Genomic DNA, 16263 nt, shown 5'->3' with positions numbered 1-16263 from the left:
AGGATGGTCCTTGCCGGCATCTTGCCGGACTTTACAATCTTGGTAAGTTGCTTGCGCTCCGTTGCAGACAGACTTACCTCGTACTTCTGGATAGGCATAATCGTATCGTGTTGTATGTGACGCGGCAAAGATACGATTATTTTTTTTTGTTTTATGCAATATTTAGATGTTACAAAGTAATAGTTGTTTACGATAGCATCAATTGTGTATGATTTGATGGCGTTTTCCCTTATTTTGCTAATGATTTCGTCTTTCGATTCATTCGATTTAATTACGAAAGTTATTGGGTATCTTTGGATTTTGTCGATGTCGAGAAAATACTTCTTGAAATCCAATGTTTCCGTGACTTGAAAGAAACGCCCCAACGGTCGCATTACAAAATCAATTCCGCCATCGTTGGCATTTGTTCTGCCGGTTTTGAATAGTTGCAGATTTTCCTTGTTTAGATGTTTCAGGTCATAGCCCCAGTAAATCTGTTGGTCATGGTAATAGTATTTCAAAATCGAATAACTGACAATTTCAAATAATCGGGCATCAACATTTGGAGCCAACAAACCGATGATAAAAGCCTCAACCTCATCTTTTTTGTGTTTTCCAAGTCGCTGAATCTCTTTGCAAGTCTTCACAAATTGAAGGAAAGCGTCTTGCTTTGCCTTTACATATTCGTTTATTATTTGAATAATGGATTGGGCGATGTTAAAAGTCAGGTTTTCAACATTGACTTTTATCAAATTTTCATTTATCCAATAGCGGTTTGTCTCAAGGTTTCTAATAATTGGTGTTAATTCGGAAAAAGGGAAATATTTCTGAAACTCAGCATTCATTCTGTTATTAAGTGCATGGTTTTGAAGTTTTTCTCCAAATGGTAATTCTCTTTGTCTGGTGAACAGAGGAGAATAAGCTGCACCTTCGTATGATTTATATTCATCGTTTTTGTCGAACCCATGATTAAGATAGTCTTCGATAATTACGTATATGGCGTAGAGGTTGGCAAAGCTGCCTCTCGATTTTGAGCCACGGTTAGCGGAACGTGTTTTTTCATTCAGATATTGGATTAATAGACTGTTGTCGAAAATTTTATCGGCGTGTTCTCCAAAATTCTGATAAAGGATTTCCTTTATGGTACTTGTGAATTGATGTTCCATGATTTCTTAGGCTTCAAAAAGATTCAACATATAGTTTTGCTCAGTAATTCTCTCGGTTTCAAAAGTTCTTGGTTCTTTTGTCAGCATTTCTCCTTTGTACTCATCTCGAATTTGTAACCTTCGTAAACCGATTTTTAAATACTCTTCCTGAATTTCGATGCTAATTGATTTTCTGTTAAGTTGTTTGGCGACAAAACCTGTCGTGAAGGTTCCTGAAAAAGGATCTAAAACGGTGTCGCCTTCGTTTGAACTGGCTTTTATTATTCTGTCTAACAGTGTAATAGGCTTTTGTGTAGGATGGTTCTCATATTCATCCATGCGGTAACGGACTCTGGCAAACTCCCAAACATTCCCTGGAACTTTTTCGGAACTATAAACTTGTGGCGGGTTTTTCCGATAATCAATCAGTTTCCGTTTTGAGCCGGTCTTGGCTTCCACCATAATGTCTTTTGCGTTGAAGGTGTAATTGTTTTTGTCTTTCACGCAAAACAAAATTGGCTCGTACATGGAACCGTAATAATTTTTAGCCTGTACGCCTGAACTGTCATAACTCCAAACTATTCTGGACAAAATCTCCATCTTTTTGCGGATGAAAATGTCAAAGTAGGGCATGAATTGCGTTGATGTCATGATGTACATTGAACCGGATGGTTTAAGTTTTTGAATGCACAAGTCAATCCATTGGTAACACCACGAAAGGTAATCATCTTCGTTTTTCCATTTGTCTTTTAAACCATTGAAATTCTTGCCGATATTATATGGAGGGTCAACAAAAATCAAGTCAATGGATTCGTCAGGTATTTGATTTTGTAAGATGTTTATTGAATCTCCCCAATATATTTTATGCCCATCTTTTTCAAAAACTGTTTCTTGAAAGTCTTGATGAAAGGATGGAAACATTTTCCTGCAATCTCCATTTATAATCGTATGTTGCGTTGTGCTCATTTCTCTTTATTTTGAGGCAAAAATATACATTTCTATCAAATCAAGTACTTTCCCGTCACCGAATTTTCACATTCCGTCATGGCTTTTGGCGTGCCGGAGAAAAGAATCTCGCCGCCCATGTTGCCGCCGCCGGGACCGAGTTCGATGGCATAGTCGGCTGACTTCACCATTTCCAGATTGTGCTCGATGAGGAAAATCGTGTTGGCTTTTTCAACCATCTCATCGAATAGGCGGAGGATGCGATCGATGTCGTTGAGATGAAGGCCATCGGAAGGTTCGTCGAGGATGAAAATCTTGCCTTTGTTGCGCAGGTATGATGCCAGTTTGATGCGTTGCAATTCGCCGCCCGAAAGTGTCGAAAGCGACTGGTTGAGGTGCAAATAACTCAATCCGACTTGCAGTAAAGGCTCCAGTTTTTCGGCTATCACGGTGCCGGAAAACATTTCGCAGGCTTTCTCGGCAGTGAGGTCCATGACTTGGGCGATGTTCATGCCTTGCACCTTGTATTCAAGCACTTCGTTGGAATAGCGCAGGCCGCCGCATGCTTCGCAGACTGTCTCGATGGCATCCATGAAAGCCATGTCGGATACGATGACGCCTTTGCCTTGGCAGACGGGACAACCGCCTTTGCCGTTGAAGGAGAACAGGTCCATTTTCACCTTGTTTTCCTTGGCGAAGACCTTGCGGATGTCGTCGGCGACGTCAAGGTAAGTGGCTGGCGTTGAGCGCAGACTGATGCCGATGTTTTTCTGACTAATATAGACAATGTCGTCGGGATTCGGGCAGGTTTTCATGAAACACTCCATGAGTGAACTTTTCCCCGAACCGGCCACGCCGACCACGGCGGTCATCACGCCGAGTGGCATGTCGATGGTGATGTCTTTCAGGTTGTGCAAGTCGGCGTGTTCCAGATGGAACCAGCCGCTTGGCGTCCTGACCTTGTCTTTCAGTTGCTTGGAAGCGCTTAATCGGGTGCCTGTCAGAGTGTGGCTCCGGAGCAGTTCTTCGTAACTGCCTTCAAAAAGTATCTGACCGCCGGCAGCACCCGCACCGGGACCCATGTCGATGATATGGTCGGCGATCTTAATCATGTCCTTGTGGTGCTCAACTAAAATGACCGTGTTGCCGTGCTGTTTCAGTTTCTTGACGGAGTTCTGCATGAGCAGAATGTCGTGGTTGTGGAGGCCGACGCTCGGCTCGTCAAGAATATACATGACATCGGAAAGCGATGAGTTGATGTATTTTGCAATCTTGCAACGTTGCGCTTCGCCGCCCGAAAGTGTGCCGATGGCGCGGTCGAGGGTGAGGTAGCCTAAGCCGATTTCTTCCAATGCGGAAAGCCTTTCGATGGTGGCGTGCTTGATGTCTTCAGCCAAGTGATTATCAATGCTTCCCATCCATATTTTGCAGTCGGCGATGCTCATGGCGGTAACGTCGGCAATGTTTTTCCCGTTGATTTTGCAGGAAAGAATCGTCGGGTTGAGGCGAGTTCCTTTGCAGTCGGGACAAGTACCCATAGTGAGCATCGGGTTGAGTACGGCGGCATGAAGCAAACCTTCTTCCGAATTGATGATGCTGCGGTACATGCGTGGAATCAAGCCTTCGTATTTGGCACTTTTCGGCCAGTTTTTCGGCGGGTTTTTCAGCTTGATTTGCGGCGAATTGAGGAACAAATCCAGTTCTTCAGGTGAATAGTCCTTGATTTTCTTGTCCAAGTCGAAAAGACCGCTGTGGGCGTAACGGATCCAGCGCCAGCCGCCTTTGCCGAAAGCGATGTAATGGATGGTGTCTTCATCGTTGAGCGATTTGTCGAAATCGACGAGTTTGTGAATGTCAAGTTCGCGGATTTCGCCCAAGCCCGCACAGCGCGGGCAGCTGCCCAAAGGATGATTGAACGAAAAGACATCGGAATAGCCGACAAAAGGCTGTCCGACACGCGAAAACAGCAGTCGCAGCAAGGCATAAATGTCGGTGTAAGTGCCCACCGTCGAGCGTGAATTGGAGGTGGGCTTGCGTTGCTCGATGACGATGGCAATAGGAAGATTTTCAATCTTTTCCACATGAGGACGACCATATTTCGGCAGATATTGCTGCGTGAAAGAAGGAAAAGTATCGTTCAGTTCGCGCCTCGATTTTGCCGCTATCGTGTCCAGAACAAGCGACGATTTTCCCGAGCCGGAAACGCCCGTCACGATGGTGATTTGCCTTTTGGGAATTTTCAGCGAAAGGTTTTTCAGATTGTTTTCAGTCGCGCCTTCAATAAGGATGTAGTCTTCCATTTGCATTTGATTGAAAAAGTTAGCAAAGGTAGGGATTTATTTATTATTCAGCTGACACATCTAAATAAATCGTATTTTTGTGCCATGAATGATACGCTTACATCTTTTTCTCAAGCCGTTCAAATCATCAAGACGGCCATCCTTCAGAGTCAGGAACAAACGGCGAAAAGAGTAAATGCCGATTTACTGACACTCTATTTTGCCATAGGCGGGTACATCTCAAAAGAATCGCATAGACAACAATGGGGAAGTGGCGCCATAGTTTCCATCAGCCAGCAACTTCAGAAGGAACTGCCGGGTTTGAAAGGTTTTGGTGAAACCAGCATCAAAAACATGAGAATCTTCTATGAGCAGTGGCGTGAGTATATAATTCGTCAGCCATTGGCTGACGAATTTCAACAGTCAGATTTGCAGGAAGATGCGAATCGTCAGCCATCGGCTGACGAAATGAAAAGTACGGCCGTATCTCGTTTGGATTTCAAACCGACAATTTTTGACGTTGAATTGGCTTGCGATTTCTTGTCAGTAAGTTTCACGCATCACATGGAAATACTGAATAAGACGAAAACTTTGGAAGAACGACTGTTTTATATCCATCAGACTGCGCTCTGCAAGTGGGATAAATATAGGCTCCGTGAGTTACTGAAACAAGACCTTTTCCATCACCAGTCAGAAATGCCAAACAATTTCTTGTTGACGCTGCCTAAAAAGGTTCAGGCGCTTAAAGCCATAGAGATGTTTAAGGATGAGTACCTTTTAGACTACATCAATGTCGAAGAACTATGTGCCAGAGACAGTGCAGATGTTGATGAAAAAGTTGTTGAACAAGCAATTGTGCAGAACATCAAGAACTTCATCCTGATGTTTGGTGAGGACTTTTCATTTATTCGTAACCAGTACCATATAGAAAAATTCGGCAAGCATCATTTCATTGATTTGCTTTTCTTCAACCGAGAGTTGGCCTGTTTAGTTGCTGTTGAATTGAAACTTGGAGAGTTCAAGCCAATCTATTTAGGACAGCTCCAAACATACCTGCAACTTTTGGACGATGAAGTGCGCAAACCTAATGAAAATCCATCGATAGGAATCATCTTGTGTCAAGATGCAGACAGGTCGTATGTCGAATATGTGATTCAAAAATATGATTCTCCTATGGGAGTGGCGACTTACAGGACAACCGCCGATATGCCGGAGAGACTTCGGAAGGCTTTGCCTGATGTTGAAGCCCTCAAAGGACTGCTGTCTGGAGAAAACGACAGCTAAGGATCATTATCTGTGCAATATTTCATTCGATAGAACTTATTTCCTACTCTTAACAATTATTTTAATCAAAATGAGTTTGCAAAGTTTTAATATTTTTCTCATTGTCATGGCTTGTGTGGCCGTGATTGTCTTTGTGGCCTTGTATTTCGTCGATGCAGGTTACGGTAAGTTTTACAACAAGAAATGGGGCCCGGCCATCAACAACAAAGTGGGCTGGGTGCTGATGGAAGCGCCGGTTTTCATCGCCATGCTCGTGATGTGGCTTTGTTCGGATAGAGTAGGTGATTTGACCCGAATCGCCTTCCTTTTCCTTTTTGAATTGCACTATTTCCAACGCTCGTTTGTCTTCCCGTTCCGCATTCGCGGCAAAAGCAAGATGCCTCTGTCTATAATTCTTATGGGCATGGTTTTCAATACTTTGAATGCCTTAATGCAAGGCGGTTGGATATTCTTCATTTCGCCCGATGACTATTATGCGCCCAATTATCTCTCGACGCCGAAATTCATCATCGGCTTCCTGATTTTCCTAGTGGGTCTGTTCATCAACATTCAGTCGGATGACATTATCCGCAATTTGCGGAAACCTGGCGACACGAAACACTATCTGCCCAAGGAAGGCATGTTCAAATATGTCACATCGGCGAATTATTTCGGCGAATTTTTGGAGTGGATTGGCTTCGCCGTGCTGACTTGGTCGTGGTCGGGAGCCGTCTTCGCTTTGTGGACTTTCGCCAATCTGGGACCGCGTGCCGCCCGCATCTACGACAAGTATAAGGCCGAATTTGGCGATGAATTGGATACGAAGAAAACAAAAAGAATTATACCGTTTATTTATTGAAAGTGTTGAAGTGGGAAGTGTTGAAGTGGAAAGTGCTAAAGTGGAAAGTGAAATAGTGGAAAATGGAAAGTGATAAAATGAAATCGTGAAATTAGCTCGTTGAGTTTATCGAAACGACGGTTCATAGTGAAAATGTAAAGTGTTAAGGTTTGAACTTTTTTACAACTGAAAACCGATAACTGAAAACTGAAAACCAACGATACATAACAAACATTGCTCATGGAATCAAAGATATTTACACCATGTCAAATCGGGCCGGTCACTTTGAGAAACAGGGTGATTCGCTCCGCCGCTTTTGAGAATATGGCTTATGGTAACAAGCCTTCTCAGGATTTGTTTAACTATCATGTCGCCGTTGCAAAAGGCGGCGTGGGCATGACTACGGTGGCTTACGCTGCCGTGTCGCAGTCGGGTCTGTCGTTCAACGGACAACTTTGGATGCGTGAGGAAATCGTTCCCGAACTGAAAAAACTCACTGATGCCGTTCATGCCGAAGGCGCAAAGGCTTCCATCCAGTTGGGGCATTGCGGCAACATGACGCACCGTGCCACTTGCGGCTGTATGCCGGTCGGCGCTTCGGGCGGCTTCAACCTTTATTCGCCGACTTTCGTCAGGAAATTGCGCAAGGATGAAATCTATGCCATGGTCAAGGATTTTGGCAAGGCCGTCGATTTGGCGCGTGAAGCGGGTTTCGATTGCGTCGAAATCCATGCCGGACATGGTTATCTCATCAGTCAGTTTTTGTCGCCTTATACCAATCATCGTCACGATGAATTTGGCGGCAGCCTTGAAAATAGGATGCGTTTCATGCAATTGGTTATCAACGAAGTAATGGTTCACGCCAAGGATGATATGGCAGTTGTGGCGAAGGTCAACATGCACGATGGCTTCAAGCGTGGCATGCAGCAGGAAGAGTGCATCAAGGTGGCTCAGGAACTGGAACGTTTGGGCGTCCATGCCTTGGTGCTTACGGCAGGTTTCGTCAGCAAAGCCCCGATGGAGGTGATGCGTGGTGCCATGCCTTTGAAGACCTTGCGTCATTATATGGATATGAAGAAATTCTGGTGGCTGAAAGCCGGTTTGGCTTTTGCAGGTCGTATCATGATTCCGACCGTGCCTTACAGCGAAGGTTATTTCTTGGAAGATGCCAAAGTTTTCCGCGCCAATCTGAAACTGCCTCTGATTTATGTCGGCGGCTTGATTTCAAAGCAAAAGATGGAAGAAGTGCTCGATGCAGGTTTCACGGGCTTGCAGATGGCACGCGCCTTGGTGCATGACACCGACTTCGTCAACAAACTGAAATCGGGCGAGATTGAGCGCAGTGGCTGCAAACACTCCAACTATTGCATTGGCCGTATGTATACCTTGGAAATGAAGTGTCACCATTGTGTTGAAAATCTGCCTGATAAACTGCAAAAGGAAATCGATCATGCTGAAGAAACGCTTTAAAAAAATCTTTATCGGATTGCTTGTGTGTTTCATGTCGCTGCAAGGCATGGCACAGGAAATGCAGTCTAATAATGCGCTTTTGGACAGTGCTTTCAAGCTGGCCGTCTGGACCATCGACCACAATATTCATGATGGCATGATAGAAGCGGGCGAAGGTTACGGCGGCGAATGGACGCGTGATTGTGCCATAAACTGCTGGAACGCTGTGAGTTTGCTTCATCCCGAAGTGGCGGAAAAATCGCTTTGGAGTGTCACCAACGACAGCACGACGATTGGGCACCAGTATTGGGACAAAATCATTTGGACCATAGGTGCTTACAACCATTATCAGGTGACTGGCGACATGATTTTCCTGACCAAAGCCTACGATTGCTGTAAGAATACGATGGCGGAATTGGAAACGCAGTGCTTTGATTCGGTTTCGGGACTTTTCATGGGTCCTGCCGTTTTTCAGGATGGCATTGCAGCCTACGATGAACCCGTTTACGACCCAGCCAAATGGGACGACAGCTATGTGCTGCATCATTCCAATTCGGCTACGATTAAATGTTTGAGCACGAATGTTTTATATATGGAAGCCTATTGGCTTTTGGCTAAAATGTCGGAAAAGTTTGGCTTGACCGATGCTTCGGAATCATATTATGAATCTGCTCGTCGTTTGGAAAATCGCATCGTTGAAACATTTTATCGTTCCGAGGAACATAAGTTCTACTATCTCATCGACCATTTAGGCCATCCGCACGATTATCAGGAGGGAATGGGTTTGGCTTTTGCTCTGCTGTTCGACATCTTGGGTGCTGAGGAAGCTGAAGAGATGGTGAAAAATGCTTTTATTACGGAGCATGGCATTGCCAGCGTGAGTCCATCATTTCCACGCAATACGCCCGACAAGCCAGGTCGTCACAACCTGATGGTTTGGCCTCATGTCAATGCCTTATATGCTTCTGGATGTGCGCATTATGGTTTGTTGGAACCTTTCTATTTTGAGTTGGAAAACATGGCCGATTTGGCGATGAATCATAGTGGTGGAGACTTTTGCGAAATTTACACCATCGAAGGTGAGCCTTCGGGCGGCTATCAGTGTGGTGCGCTTTGGGATGTGAAACATCATCAGACTTGGTGCGCTTCGGGCTTTATTCGACTCATTATCAATCATGTCTTTGGCCTTGAGTTTAGGGATTGGGGAATAGAATTCAATCCAGTTGGCATGAAGGATGGCAGTGAATGTCGCTTGAGTGGCATCCGCTACCGAAACATGAATCTTACAGTCGTTGTCAAAGGTCACGGCAAAGAGATGAAAAGTTTCAAGATAAATGGCGAAAAATCACATGATGAGTGTTTGTGGGCTTCGAATTACGAAGGTGATGTTTTAGTTGAAATTGAATTGGAATAAGATGAATCTTCAAAAAAGAGTCAGTAAATATGCGCAGCAATGCCAGCACACGCCTTGGGCTTTGGTTACGGGCGGCAGTTCGGGCATGGGTTTGCAATATGCGCACCAATTGGCCGAAGCAGGCTGTAACTTGCTGTTGGTGAGCAATCAGGAAAAGGAACTGGAAAAGGTTTCATCCGAATTGTCATCGCAATTTGGCGTTGAGGTCGTGCCACGTTTTCAGGATTTGGCTGTAGCTACCGCTGCCGATGAACTGCTTGTTTTTTGCAATGAACGGCAATTGGAAATTGATATTCTCATCAACAATGCGGGCATGTTTTTCTTCGAGGAACTGACGCGCGAGAACGAGGCAAAGGCCTTGACAATGTTGCGTTTGCATACCTATACGCCGACGCGCCTTTGCATACTTTTCGGCAACGAAATGAAACAACGCGGTCACGGTTTCATCATTGTCGTTTCGTCGATGGCGGCCACATTCCCCATGCCGGGCATCACGGTTTATTCGGCCACGAAAGCCTATCTGAAGAGTTTCGGCAAGTCATTGTATTTCGAAATGCATCCTTACGGCGTTGGTGTGACGACGGTTTGCCCCGCTGCCATTGCCACACCGCTTTATAAACTGAAAGAAAGTTTGCTCGATTTGGGCGTCAAATTAGGCGTGATTGGCACACCGCAGTGGCTGGTGCGCAAGGCTTTGAAAGGCATGTTCCGCAAGAAGCGTGTCGTGAAACCAGGTTTTATGAATATCTATCTGCCGCCGATTATCGCATTGTTACCCAAATGGTTAGTGAATCGCTTATGGAAAAAGTTCAAGTAATCGTGACGGGTGCTTCGGGCAGCATCGGCTCGGCTGCGGTTCGTGCTTTGGCGCAACGCGGTTATCGGGTCATTATGGCTTGCCGCAATGTGGAGAAAGGGGAGAAGACTAAAACTGAAATCCAAAACTCTTTGCCTGAAGCCGATTTGCAAGTGATGCAGGTTGACATGGCTTCGCTAAAATCAGTAAAAAGTTTTGCCGATAGCTTGAAAGACAACGGAATGCAACTTGGCGGCATTTTCAATAATGCTGGCACAATGAACCGCAATTTCGCTTTGTCGGAAGATGGTTTTGAAAAGACCATTGCCGTCAATTACATTGCGCCTTATTTCCTGACGCGCACCTTGTTGCCTCTGTTTCAGCCTGATGCACACATCGTGAACATGGTTTCCCTGACTTGCGGCATGGCGAAACTCGACCGCACTTTCTTTGAAAAAACGGAAAAGGATTTCAGTCAGTTGGGAACGTATGCCGATTCGAAATTGGCTTTGCTGCTGTTTACACTTGCCTTGTCGCAAAAAACTGGTTTTCATGTCAATATGGCTGACCCTGGCGTGGTGAACAGCAATATGATTAGCCTTGGCCGTTGGTTCGATCCTTTGGCGGATGCTGTTTTCCGCCCTTTCTGCAAATCGCCTGAAAAAGGTGCAATTCCGCCTGTCAACGCGATGACGAGCGAATTTTCTGGCAAGTATTTTGTTGGAAAAACATATCGGAATGTTAATCGAAAATATATGTCTAATCCTAAAATTAATTGGTTATGGGAAACTACAGAAAATCTACTGTTTCAAAAAGGGCTTTCGTTTTAGCCTTGATTTGCATGTTTTTGAATCGCTCATTTGCGCAACGTTATGAGGCTGTGCCTTTTGGCGATTTCGAACAATGGACGGTGCGCTACATCACCGAATCGGATTTGCTCGGTGGCGACACCAAAGTCTTGTATGTGCCGGCACCCACCGACACGATTCGGGGCAATGAGCCGTTTAAGTATGATAATACGATTTGGGCGACTTCGAATGCTTTCGCCAATGTGATGGGTGTGGTGAAGACCAGCACCAATGCCACGCCCGATAAAGGCCCTACGGGTAAATGCGTCAAGCTGACAACTGGCATTGTGTCATGTAAAGCGGTGGGTATCATCAATATAAAGGCGGTTGCAGCTGGCTCCGTTTTCTGGGGCAAGATGCTGGAACCTGTTACAGGTGTCAAGAATCCGTATTCTTTCATGGATTGGGGGATTCCGTTTACGAAAAAGCCGAAGGCTGTGGTGCTTGATTACAAATCAAAACTGCCAAACATGGGTAAATTAGTGAAAGGCAGCTCGATGCGTACAACGACTCTCGATGGCAATGATCCTGAAGAAATCATGCTCATTCTGCAATACCGTTGGGAGGATGAAAGTGGCAACATTCACGCCAAAAGGGTCGGAACGGCTTATTACCATATCGACAAGACTTCTGACGGCTGGGTGAAAAACCAAAGAATCCCTGTCATTTATGGCGATGCGCGTCAATCGGAAGATTATCAGCCTTATATGGATTTACGCCCGAAAGATGATCCGTTTTATGCCCTGAACAAGAAAGGGGAGAGCAAACCTATCTTGGAAGAATCGTGGGCCGATGCAGATAGTCCTGTCACACACGCAATCATGATGATTTCTTCAAGCAGTTGCGGTGCGTTCACCGGTGCCTTGGACAACGTGCTTTGGGTGGATAATGTGAGGCTGGAGTATTGATTTTTTTCTGCTTTTTGGCATTGCTTTTAGTTCTCAAATTGATTTAAATGTGTATTTTTGCCACAAATTTATGATATATTTGTGTTGCAATAATGAAAGACAGTACTTATCAACAACTCGAAGAACGGGTGCGGACGTTTGCGGAAGGGGAAATTTTTTTCCCTGACAGTCTGAGCGATTTGGGCACATCTGATGCTGTTCGTTCGGCATTGGTGAGACTTTGCCGTTCAGGGCAAATTGTACGTGTAGCTCAAGGTATTTATTGCAAGCCTAAGATAGATACGAAATGGGGTTTAGGTGTCATGTTGCCAGGAATCCGTGAAATCGCCAGGGCTATTGCAAAGCGAGATAGGGTAAAAATTGTACCTTGTGAGGATTATGTCTTGAATTTATTGGGGCTTTCTTCGCAGGTGCCCGTCAATGCGGTTTTTCTTACCAATGGTTCGCCTCGGCGAATAAAGGTGGGAGAGGGTCAAGGCATCCTTTTCCAGCATACTACTGAAATGCGTATTTTCGCCTATCAGTCGGAGATGATGCAGTTCGTCGTGATGGCGGTGAGAGCTATTGGTGAAAACCGTGTGACGGAGGAGCAGATGCGTATCCTTGTCAGCCATCTAAATCAAGTGCCTGAAGAGGACTACAAAGCGGATATTAATCTTGCACCGATTTGGGTGCGTAATCTATTGAACTCATGGAAGGAAAAGTGATATTTGGAAATTTGCCTAATGAAGACAAAAGAACGTTGTTGGAACAACTTAGTATGCGTACGGGCATTGAGGGGTTCGTTTTGGAAAAAGACTGGTGGGTGACACAGGTGCTTCGCGCATTGTTTGAATTGCCATGTGCTGAGTATCTTTCGTTTAAAGGCGGAACTTCTTTAAGCAAATGTTGGGGCGTGATTGACCGTTTTTCGGAAGATATTGATGTGGCGGTTTCGCGTGAGTATTTGGGCTTTGGCGACGAATTGTCGAAGACGCAGATTAGCGATAAACTAAGGCGTGCATCTTGCACGTTTGTGCGAGAGAGACTGCAACATGAATTACGGAAGCAAATGCTGGCAAACGGAATAAATGCTGATGCGTTTACCGTCCATGTGAACATTACTTCGGTGAGTACTACGGATCCTGAGGTGATAGAGGTGGAATATCAGCCTTCTTTGGGAGAACATACCTATTTGAAACATATTGTGAAAGTTGAGGTTAGTGGTCGGTCAATGCACGAGCCAGTGAAAGGCCATGCCATCCAGTCTATGATAGCAGAATTTCTGCCTGAAAGTGTGTTTGCGGAAGTCCCATGCTTGATAACGGCAGTTGCTCCTCAACGTACTTTCCTTGAAAAAATGATGCTGTTGCACGAGGAGTTTGCGAAACCTTTGGCGGATGTGCGTACCGAACGTATGTCGCGACATTTGTATGACTTGTACAGAATGATGCAAACGCCCATTGCGGCTGATGCCTTGGCCGATTCCGAATTGTATCATGCCGTTATGGAACATAGAAGGAAATTCATCGGATTGAAAGGTTTCGACTACGACACCTTGAAGCCATCACGTCTTTCGTTGGAGATACCAGCTGATGTGCTGCCTTTATGGAAGACCGATTACGAAAGGATGTGCCGCACAATGATTTATGGCGAGAAACCGACTTGGACCGAACTGATGGCAACGATGAAGGATTTACAGGAAAGAGTGAGAAAAATCCGATAATCGGACAATGTGCTTTGGGTGGATAATGTGAGGCTGGAGTATTAGAAAATATTTTTAAACAAAACGCCTCCCGTGGCATGATTTTTGATAATTAATGCCGCAGGATTATGAAAAAAGTCAGCGCTTTTTTATGCTGATGTTTGCTGGAGTTTCGCCTTGGGCGATTCTTTGTGCATTTATTTGTTTTCCTCTTTTGTCTTTGAGAAACAGTAAGTTGCTCCGAGAAAAATGGTGTTCTTTTTTAATTCAGTATTCATTAAAACAATATTATGGAAAAAATTTACTCATCTATGATTGAAATGCTCGATGACAACCAACTCGTGGAAATGGTGCAACATGGTGACTACCGCGGCTTCAGCGAACTGTGGAAAAGGTACGAGAAGTTCGTGTATTCGGTGCTGGACGGGAAGCACCTGCTGGCGTATCCCAATTGGCGCGACGATATGCTTGCCGAGGGGAGACGTGGCTTTTTCGTAGCTGTCAAGCATTTCGATAGCAGCAGGGGCTGTAGACTCACCACATACGCCTACGATTGGATTTTAAAGTATCCGTTTGACCTTGTGAAACAGTTGCATAAGGCGGAAGAAGTGAAAAACCGTTTGGAAGAGGTGCTCGATTTGTCGGAACATCCGGCGTGTGAACTGTCATCAAAGCGACAAGATGTCAGTAATGCGCTTGAAAGTATCGCCCCTCGTGATGCCATGGTGGTCAGAATGTATTACGGAATCGGCGGAAAGGAGTTTTCGCTTGACGAAATTGCGGCTTTCATGGCTCTTTCGCGTGAGCGTGTGCGCCAATTGCGCGATAGGGCGCTCAAGGACCTCCGCAAGCCTTTGATGGGTTATGGCGATGTGGCTTGATGCTGACAATTTGTCGTCCGAAAGAAAAAGCGCCACATTCCCTTGCAAAATGTGGCGTTTCATGGTATAGTTTATTTGAAAACAAAAAACAATTGAGATATGAGTTTAATTAACATTACAAATTCGGTTACGGAAAGAAATACGGTGTCGTTGAAGAATTATTTTGCCGACATTGTGAAGTATAAGGTTTTGAGTGAAGAGGAGGAGGTCGAATTAGTCCGCCGCATTCATGAGGGTGACAAGGCTGCCATGGACCGTCTGGTGCTGGCCAATCAGCGTTTCCTTGTCTCGGCTGCCAAGCAGTATTCGGGGCTTGGCGTCGATTTGGAGGACTTGATTCAGGAGGGCAATCTGGGACTTATCAAGGCTGCGCAGCGTTTCGATGAAACGCGTGGCTTCAAATTCATCTCCTTTGCCGTCTGGTGGATTCGCCAGGCTATATTGAAGGCGATTGTGGAATATTCGCGCACGGTCCGAATCCCTGCCAATGTCAACCTTGATATGGCGCGTGCCAAGAAAACGGCGCGAGAACTGGAACAAAAACTGCACCGCCGTCCGTCGATGGAAGAAATCGCCCTGCAATTGGATTGGAAGGTGGCCAAAGTGGAAGGCCTGCTTACCATGTCGAATCCGAAAATCATGCTTGACGAGCCGCTGAATGAGGATGCCGATGCGGATAGCCTTCTCGACGTGTTTGTCGCTGATGAATACGAGCCTACGGATTTGTCGGTGGAGAGGAGCTCGGAACAGGATCTCATCATCAATAGACTCGATATGCTGAAAGAAAGGGAGGGCAAGGTCCTGAAGATGCTTTATGGCATAGGCGAGGAACGCGAATTTTCTTTGGATGAAGTCGCTACCGAACTGGGCATCTCGCGCGAAAGTGTCCGTGACTGCCGCGACCGTGCCTTGAAGAAACTACGTAACGATGCGGCTTTCTTGTTGTTGTCGGCGTGAGGATGCGTGTGGATAAGTCTCAATGCGTGGCGTCGTGGTCGGCCTTGCGGATGAGCACGCAGAGCGGTATGGTCTCCGATTCCTTGTATTCGCTTTTGTAGTATTGGTACGACGGCTCGTGCTCGTTGCCCATGTGCCACCAGATGGCCATCATCTCGTTGTAGTTGAGCGGGAAGCCAATGGTCTTGATGAGCAGCATCATGGAGCGGCGGCCGTGGCCAAGTTTGCGCTTCTCCTTGTCGCATTGCGGCTCGCCGTCTTTCATGAAATACACGTCGTGTTTGCACACATCGTGGAGCAGCGTGCTGAGCGTGACGCTGTCCTCGGGCAGTTCTTCAGCCGTGGCTTTGCCTTCGGCTATCCATTCGCTCCTGAGTCTCATGGCTAGGTCGTAGACTTGGAGAGAGTGGTGGGCTAGTCCGCCTTCGACATGGTTGTGAAAGCATACGCTGGCCGGCGCCGTGAAGTAGCTTTTCTTTTCAAGCCAAGTGATGAGTTTCTCCACGCCACTGCGGTTGGTGGCTCTGAGCAGGGCTTCGACCCTTTCCTGATCGGTTTGTGTTTCCATAGGTGGGTGTTGATTTGGGTGCAAAGATAACGTTTTTGTGGTTTTAAGGTTTTAAAAAAAACTTGCAAAACTGGGTTCAAAACTATTTGTGTCTTGTAAAATCGTTCCAATTATATCAGCGATTCCTATTTCCAGAATATTCTTGTTTTTATCAAGAATTAGCGAATTAGAGAAGCCTGCCGGAAGTGCAAGACAACGAGCTACGGAAATCCTTTTGGAATTAGAGACTTTCGCTGCGCTCAAGGGACGCGATGCGATTCCCGTAAATTCCAGCGCGAAGCGCCAACTTCAAGTAGGACGGAGTCCAAT

15 protein-coding genes are annotated in these 16263 nt (G+C 45.7%); 11 read left to right on the top strand and 4 right to left on the bottom strand.

Features of this window, described 5'->3' with window-relative positions:
• The 3 genes from AC06MN_RS11325 to AC06MN_RS11315 all read right to left on the bottom strand — a co-directional run.
• On the bottom strand, window positions 1-1145 hold a 1145-nt coding region (locus tag AC06MN_RS11325), incomplete at its 3' end, for a hypothetical protein (protein WP_475672490.1).
• A 6-nt stretch (window positions 1146-1151) separates the two neighbouring features.
• On the bottom strand, window positions 1152-2045 hold the full coding sequence (gene yhdJ / locus AC06MN_RS11320) for an adenine-specific DNA-methyltransferase (protein ID WP_475672491.1): 894 nt from the start codon (window positions 2043-2045) through the stop codon (window positions 1152-1154).
• 80 nt (window positions 2046-2125) lie between these two features.
• The gene (locus tag AC06MN_RS11315; protein WP_475672489.1) at window positions 2126-4369 is read right to left on the bottom strand and encodes an ATP-binding cassette domain-containing protein; all 2244 of its coding nucleotides are present in this window, start codon (window positions 4367-4369) and stop codon (window positions 2126-2128) included.
• Between the two features lie 84 nt (window positions 4370-4453).
• Between AC06MN_RS11315 and AC06MN_RS11310 the strand changes: the two genes are divergently transcribed.
• The 11 genes from AC06MN_RS11310 to AC06MN_RS11260 all read left to right on the top strand — a co-directional run bounded on the left by AC06MN_RS11310 (window position 4454) and on the right by AC06MN_RS11260 (window position 15386).
• Window positions 4454-5632: a PDDEXK nuclease domain-containing protein gene (locus tag AC06MN_RS11310; protein WP_475672488.1), complete on the top strand. Its 1179-nt coding sequence runs from the start codon at window positions 4454-4456 to the stop codon at window positions 5630-5632.
• Window positions 5633-5702: 70 nt separating this feature from the next.
• A complete protein-coding gene (locus AC06MN_RS11305) occupies window positions 5703-6470 on the top strand; it encodes a DUF1295 domain-containing protein (RefSeq protein ID WP_475672487.1) in 768 nt (255 codons plus the stop codon).
• A gap of 219 nt (window positions 6471-6689) precedes the next feature.
• Window positions 6690-7919 carry an NADH:flavin oxidoreductase gene (locus AC06MN_RS11300; protein ID WP_475672486.1) on the top strand — a complete coding sequence of 410 codons (1230 nt, stop codon included), beginning with the start codon at window positions 6690-6692 and terminating at the stop codon, window positions 7917-7919.
• On the top strand, window positions 7900-9312 hold the full coding sequence (locus tag AC06MN_RS11295) for an MGH1-like glycoside hydrolase domain-containing protein (protein ID WP_475672485.1): 1413 nt from the start codon (window positions 7900-7902) through the stop codon (window positions 9310-9312). The genes AC06MN_RS11300 and AC06MN_RS11295 overlap by 20 nt, the downstream gene beginning before the upstream one ends.
• A 1-nt stretch (window position 9313) precedes the next feature.
• Entirely contained in the window at window positions 9314-10129 is an 816-nt protein-coding gene (locus tag AC06MN_RS11290; RefSeq protein WP_475672484.1) for an SDR family NAD(P)-dependent oxidoreductase, read from the top strand.
• Window positions 10111-10938 (top strand): SDR family NAD(P)-dependent oxidoreductase, encoded by an 828-nt coding sequence (locus AC06MN_RS11285; protein ID WP_475672483.1) that lies wholly within the window; start codon window positions 10111-10113, stop codon window positions 10936-10938. Before AC06MN_RS11290 ends, AC06MN_RS11285 begins: the two co-directional genes overlap by 19 nt.
• Window positions 10890-11864: a PCMD domain-containing protein gene (locus AC06MN_RS11280; protein WP_475672482.1), complete on the top strand. Its 975-nt coding sequence runs from the start codon at window positions 10890-10892 to the stop codon at window positions 11862-11864. Before AC06MN_RS11285 ends, AC06MN_RS11280 begins: the two co-directional genes overlap by 49 nt.
• A 92-nt stretch (window positions 11865-11956) precedes the next feature.
• Window positions 11957-12571, top strand: coding sequence for a DUF6088 family protein (locus tag AC06MN_RS11275; protein ID WP_475672481.1), 615 nt, complete (start codon window positions 11957-11959; stop codon window positions 12569-12571).
• Between the two features lie 38 nt (window positions 12572-12609).
• Complete coding sequence (locus AC06MN_RS11270; protein WP_475672480.1) at window positions 12610-13569, top strand: nucleotidyl transferase AbiEii/AbiGii toxin family protein; 960 nt, start codon at window positions 12610-12612, stop codon at window positions 13567-13569.
• A 269-nt stretch (window positions 13570-13838) separates the two neighbouring features.
• Entirely contained in the window at window positions 13839-14429 is a 591-nt protein-coding gene (locus tag AC06MN_RS11265) for a sigma-70 family RNA polymerase sigma factor (RefSeq protein WP_475672479.1), read from the top strand.
• Between the two features lie 99 nt (window positions 14430-14528).
• Window positions 14529-15386: a sigma-70 family RNA polymerase sigma factor gene (locus AC06MN_RS11260; RefSeq protein ID WP_475672478.1), complete on the top strand. Its 858-nt coding sequence runs from the start codon at window positions 14529-14531 to the stop codon at window positions 15384-15386.
• A gap of 19 nt (window positions 15387-15405) precedes the next feature.
• Here the strand turns inward: AC06MN_RS11260 and AC06MN_RS11255 are convergent, their stop codons facing one another.
• Window positions 15406-15954: a hypothetical protein gene (locus AC06MN_RS11255; RefSeq protein WP_475672477.1), complete on the bottom strand. Its 549-nt coding sequence runs from the start codon at window positions 15952-15954 to the stop codon at window positions 15406-15408.
• Between the last annotated feature and the right edge of the window lie 309 nt (window positions 15955-16263).

It is taken from the genome of Candidatus Limimorpha sp. (genome assembly GCF_056203535.1).
Note: the sequence above shows the minus strand (reverse complement) of the source record. Positions and strands in the feature narration are given on the sequence as shown.